A 5,823-nucleotide genomic window follows, 5' to 3' on the forward strand; every position below is an offset into this window, starting at 1 on the left:
TAAACTCTCTTAAGATGCAATCTTCGACCTCGATCGTTTTGGTCGCCACTTGATCGATAAAATAACGGTCATGAGAGATAAAAAGGAGGGTGAATTTCTCTTTGAGGATCAGTTCTTCGAGAAACTCGACCATGTAGACGTCGAGGTGGTTGGTCGGTTCATCGAGCAGAAGAATATCCGGTTTTTGGAGGAGGAGCGAGGCGAGGGCTACACGGCGCTGTTCCCCTCCGCTTAAGAGTTCGACATTTTTATGCTCGTACTCTTTGAGCATAAAATGGTGCATGACCCGTTCAATTTTATCATCCAGATTCCAGGCATTGTGGTGGTCGAGGAAATTGGTTAAGAGGGATTGTTCGTCGAGTAAGGCGGTATTGTCGAATTGCTCGGCGAGGAGGGTTGAAATCTCATCAAAACGGACACGAGCGTATTTCAGCTCTCCGAGTCCCGCTTCAATGGCTTCGCGAACCGTATGGGAAGGATCGAATTTCGGCACTTGCGAGAGCATTTTAATCTCAATCCCCTGGCGATTGATCCGCTCACCGCCGTCGGTATCGAGGGAGCCGTGAACAATCTTCATCAAGGTTGATTTTCCGCTGCCGTTTTTCCCGACGATGACGACCCGTTCTCCCTCATCGATGTGAAAATTGATATTTTCTAAAATTTTTTGGGCTTCATAGTGTTTGCTGACACCGAGGAGATCGACTAATGCCATATTTATTTATTCCTTGGGGAGGATACTTCCGCGAATTATAGCGGATGGGAACTTAGAGGGGATATCCCATACTAATTTGTAAGGATGACTATAGTGTGACCATCTTCTTGGTAAAATACACAAAACAAAATAAGGAGCTTTATTTATGAAATTGAAATCAACTTTGCTTTTAGCAGCTATTTTTGCCGCAGCCGTGAGCGTGAGTGCCGGAGATATAGATGGAGGCGCCGTATTAGGAAGTGCTGTAGGTGCAGCTGCCGGATCGGCGATCGGTTCAGCCAGCAGCGGTAAAAACGGTGCGATTATTGGCGGCGGCGTCGGTGGAGCACTTGGGGCGGCTATCGGAAGCAACACTCAACGAAGCTCAGAAAAAGTTGTATACGTTGATCGAGAACAGCATGATAACGGAAAGCACAAAGGGCATCACAAACATCATAATAACGACTGAGGGTATAAAATTACCCTTTAAAAACAGTGATTACGGGATAAATACCAGGTTGCAATCGCATAATCGTTGTAGGGTGTTTCCCTCTGTGCCGGAGGGAGAGAATCGTTGCGGAGCTTACTCCGGATGATCCCGAATACAATATACCCGAGTAACAATCCTCCGATAGCGATAAACCAGTCGCTTTTCCACCACACAATCAAAGCAATACTATAATTTCCATAGCTCAAGCCCCATCCCATGATACGTGCAATAAGACGGCATTGGCGTGTCGGAAGTGTCGGTGTCGGGTCGATGAGAAAGATAGGATGTTCGTTGTTCATAAAGCAATTATAGCGGATGGGAACTGACGGCTTCGGATTGTTTTTGAAAATAAGTCACCAAATCTTCGTAATTGAGCGGGCGGCTGTGCCAATACCCTTGAATGGCATAACATCCTATGAAGTTTAAGACATCTACTTGCTCTTTGGTCTCCGCCCCCTCGGCTATGGTTCTCATGTTCAAAGAAGCCGCCAACGTAATGACGGCTTCAATGATCGCTCTATCCTGCGGGTCTTTCACGACATCATCCACAAAAGATTTGTCGATTTTAAGGGTAGATACCGGAAACTTTTTAAGATAAGACATTGATGAGTAGCCTGTACCGAAATCATCGATTGAAAAGGTTATTCCGTATTTTACAAGATCGTTCATTTTTTCGATAGCCATTTTGGGATTGCTAACAAGAGCCCCTTCGGTAATTTCCAGTTCAAGTTTTTCAGGGGGAAAGAGAGTTTGCTCAAGGATCTCTTTAATCGTGCCGTTTAGTCCATTATTCCGAAATTGTACCGGTGAAAGGTTGACGGAGATCTTCGGGACAAAACCGATAATTTTTGAAATTTTCATCATAGTGATCAGCGCTTCTTTTAAAATCCATTCTCCCAGGATAATGATTAAATCCGTCTCTTCGGCAATGGAAATAAATTGCCCCGGGTTCATAAACCCAAGTTCAGGACTCTGCCAGCGCACCAATACTTCTAATCCGATGAATCGGTTTTCTTGGGTATCCCATTTTGGCTGATAAACCAGAAAGAGTTCATTGTTTTTTAACGCTTTTCGCAGACCGTTTTCAATGATTAATGTTTCTGAAGCAAAATCTCCTTTGATCGGTTCAAAGAAGAGATAGGTATTTTTCCCTTTTATTTTTGCTCCGTACATCGCCATATCGGCTGCCTTAACCAGCGATTCACTATTGTCTCCGTCTTGAGGATAGAGGGCTATTCCGATACTGGCGGTCATGAAAATATCATGTTCTTCGATGACAAATGGCACTTTAATCGTTTCATGAAGGGATTGTGCAAATGTTTCTACCGTTTTTTTAGAATCGGTGAGTGCCGTGATAATGGCAAATTCGTCTCCGCCGAGACGTACAAAAAAATGCATTTGATCATTGATGGTCAAAAAACGTTCCGCTAATTTTTGTAAGAGTGTATCCCCTACCGTATGCCCGAGTGAGTCATTCACCATTTTAAAGCGATCAAGATCGATATAGAGCAGCCCGAAAAATTTGCCATTGCTATGTGCTTGATATATTCTGTTTGCTAGTTCGTCACGGAAAAAATGGCGATTCGGTAGATTGGTTAGAGGGTCAAATTTGGCTAAATGGCGAATATGCTCTTCGGTAGTTTTACGATCTTGGATATCTTCGATAATACCTATATAGTGGGTTATATTGTTATTATCATCAAAAACAGGGGAAATGGTTTCAAAACACCAGTAAACGGTACCGTTCTTTTTGCGATTTTTAAACTCACCTTTCCATGTATACCCTTGTGTAATCGTAGACCACATCTCTGCATAGAGTTCGGGGGGATTAAGTCCTGATTTCATTTTCTTAGGTGTCGTTCCTATGAGTTCGGTTTCTGCAAAGCCGTTAATCTGAATGAATGCCTGATTGACGTATTCGATCACTCCAAAAGAGTTTGTAATTAAAATACCGTTTGCACTTTGCTGCAGGGCGTGAGAGAGAATGGCAAGCTTTTTTTCATTGATATGCGTAGAAAGTTCGTTTTTTGTCAATCGGCGCCCCAACAAGAAGAGAAGCCCGAAACCGACAATCCAAAAAAGAAAATGGATCAAGATAAGATTTTGTATAGAAGTATTTTTAAACGTATCAAAGACGTCAAGGGAAACTGTTTTTCCGGAAAAAGTAGGAATACCGCTCTCTTTATTCAGGTTTGCTTTGGCCTCTTGTTCGGAAAGTTGCAAAACGTACCGATTGATAGTAATAATGTTCCAGATTAATGAAGTAATGATTAAGAGCATAAATCCGATCAAGACGAATCGGAAGTATCTCGACAGTATGGATCTGCGAAAGTTTTTAGTCATAAAACCAATCTTTTTAAGTATAAAATTTTTCTATTATAGAGAGATTACAATTAAGATACATTTATAAAAGGCAAGAGGGGGATTTGATATACTTTTAAAAAGATAAATCGGAGTAAAGATGAAGATATTAGTACAAATCGATTTTCCCTACAGCGGATCCTTCGGAGCTGAAATGGCGGCAGCATTTACCCCGCTTGCCGAATCGATCGCACAAGAGCGCGGTTTGATCTGGAAAATGTGGACCGAAAACAGCGAAACCAATGAAGCGGGCGGAATTTATCTGTTTGAGGATAAATCTTCAGCCGAAACGTATTTGAAAATGCACACTGCGCGATTGGAGAGTTTCGGAGTGAGGGATATTCGTGCCAAATTTTTTACGCTTAATGAGCCGCTGTCGCATATAACCCGTGCTCCAGTTTAGGGGTGTTTTAATTTAAATATATTTGTTGATGTTAATAATAATTTTTTGTAGTAAAATCTAAAAATGAAAACAATGACCTTATCCGAATTATTTTTGGCGTTTGCAACTTCTGAGGAGGGGTTAAGCGATGAAGAAGTGCAGCGTAGGCATCTTCAACACGGTCTCAATACCCTCCCTAAAATACCTACTAAACCTCTATATGCTAAATTAGCGGCACAATTCACCCATTTTTTTGCCCTTTTGCTCTGGGCGGCTGCGGCAATCAGTTTTACGATTGCCTGGATCGATCCCCCTTCCAATATGCTCCCCATCGGTTGGGCAATCGTGATTGTGATTGTTCTCAACGGAGGATTCGGTTTTTATCAGGAATTCCGTACCGAAAAAAGCTTAGAGGCACTGCGGAATATGCTCCCATTGAAAGTGCGTGTATGCCGTCAGGGAGCCGAAAAAATTGTTCTGGGGGAAGAACTGGTTCCCGGTGATGTTGTCATATTGGGAGAGGGGGACAAAGTTCCCGCCGATATGTATCTGATACGTGCATTCGATGTGTGGGTGAATGAAAGTAGCCTTACCGGAGAGAGCGAACTGGTATCGGCCGGTGTGATCGGCGGCGGGGATGTTAAGAATATTTTGTATTCGGGGACATATGTTGTCAAAGGGGAAGCACGCGGGGTTGTTTATGCGACGGGCAAAGAGAGTCGGTACGGAACAATCGCGGTACTGACCCAAAGTGTGGAATCCTCGAAAAGCCATTTACAGCAAGAGATCGCCCATATATCGAAAGTGATTGCGTTGACCTCGTTCGTGATAGCCGCGGGATTAATTCTCATCGGCGGTGCAGGCGGATCTGAGTTATGGAAAACCTTTTTATTTGCGTTAGGCGTTTTGGTCGCTCTGATCCCCGAGGGGCTTTTGCCGACCGTGACGCTGGCATTGGCATTCGGGGCACAGAGGATGGCCTCGAAGGGATTTTTGGTCAATGGTCTCTCCGTTATCGAAAATCTGGGAGCCGTGACGGTAATCGCAACCGATAAAACGGGAACCATTACCCAAAATAAGATGGAAGTAGCGGCATGGGAAGAGGAGGGGAGAGAGGAACCTTCCGCACAGTTGCTTGATGCAGCGTTATTGTGTAATCGTGCCGATGCGAAAAACGGTGATCCCGTTGAACAAGCGTTGGTCCATTTTGCCGAAGGATATACCGACGTAGCCCTTCGCCGGAGTCAAATGCCACTTGTCGGTGATTATCCGTTTGATTATCACTTAAAGCGGATGAGTACGATCCACACAAGTGAGAAAGGATTTGTGATTTACTGCAAAGGGGCGCCCGAAGTAATTTTGGAGCTGTGTCACGAGATGGCTGTACAGGATGGAAACACTCCTATAAGTGAAGAGGAACACCGAAAACTTATCGAAAAACATGATGCGCTGGCCGCGTCGGGCTATCGGGTGATTGCGTTTGCCACACGGAGTTCTGAGCAAATCCCCTCATCACGACAAGAGGCCGAAAACGGGCTGGTTTTTATCGGGTATATTGCGATGGTCGATCCGTTACGCGAGGATATTGAAGAAGCGATAGCGTTATGTCACAAAGCAGGGATTAGGGTGTTGATGCTGACGGGAGACCATCCCATTACGGCGGCTACGATCGGGATCAAAGCAGGGATTATCACCTCCGATACGGAAGTAACGAGCGGTGATGATCTGGATAAACTTCCCCCTTCAGCGATCAAGAGGCTCCTGCGGGGCAATCATGTCTTTGCCCGTGTTTCTCCTGAACAGAAACTCTCCCTTGTGACGTTGCTTAAAGAGATGGGGGAAACGGTTGCCGTCACGGGGGATGGCGTCAATGATGCCCCCGCATTAAAAAAAGCGGAT

The 5,823-nt window shown here is 44.5% G+C and carries 6 protein-coding genes; 3 read left to right on the forward strand and 3 right to left on the reverse strand.

The features are described from left to right. Positions 1 to 712: ATP-binding cassette domain-containing protein (locus Q0C19_RS09125; protein ID WP_295055284.1), on the reverse strand; the 712-nt coding region annotated here is incomplete at its 3' end. A 145-nt stretch (positions 713 to 857) separates the two neighbouring features. Here Q0C19_RS09125 and Q0C19_RS09130 point away from each other — a divergent pair. Continuing rightward, positions 858 to 1,160: a glycine zipper domain-containing protein gene (locus tag Q0C19_RS09130; protein ID WP_295055286.1), complete on the forward strand. Its 303-nt coding sequence runs from the start codon at positions 858 to 860 to the stop codon at positions 1,158 to 1,160. A 17-nt stretch (positions 1,161 to 1,177) separates the two neighbouring features. On the opposite strand, the gene Q0C19_RS09135 is transcribed toward Q0C19_RS09130, so the two are convergent. Together Q0C19_RS09135 and Q0C19_RS09140 are read right to left on the reverse strand one after the other, a co-directional pair. Beyond that, entirely contained in the window at positions 1,178 to 1,480 is a 303-nt protein-coding gene (locus Q0C19_RS09135) for a hypothetical protein (RefSeq protein WP_295055288.1), read from the reverse strand. Between the two features lie 7 nt (positions 1,481 to 1,487). Next, positions 1,488 to 3,524, reverse strand: a complete 2,037-nt coding sequence (locus tag Q0C19_RS09140) for an EAL domain-containing protein (RefSeq protein ID WP_295055290.1) — start codon at positions 3,522 to 3,524, stop codon at positions 1,488 to 1,490. 118 nt (positions 3,525 to 3,642) lie between these two features. Between Q0C19_RS09140 and Q0C19_RS09145 the strand changes: the two genes are divergently transcribed. Together Q0C19_RS09145 and Q0C19_RS09150 are read left to right on the forward strand one after the other, a co-directional pair. Then, on the forward strand, positions 3,643 to 3,945 hold the full coding sequence (locus Q0C19_RS09145) for a monooxygenase (protein WP_295055292.1): 303 nt from the start codon (positions 3,643 to 3,645) through the stop codon (positions 3,943 to 3,945). 63 nt (positions 3,946 to 4,008) lie between these two features. After that, positions 4,009 to 5,823: cation-transporting P-type ATPase (locus Q0C19_RS09150; RefSeq protein ID WP_295055294.1), on the forward strand; the 1,815-nt coding region annotated here is incomplete at its 3' end.

The sequence above is a fragment of the Sulfuricurvum sp. genome, assembly GCF_023250475.1.
Lineage (GTDB): Bacteria > Campylobacterota > Campylobacteria > Campylobacterales > Sulfurimonadaceae > Sulfuricurvum.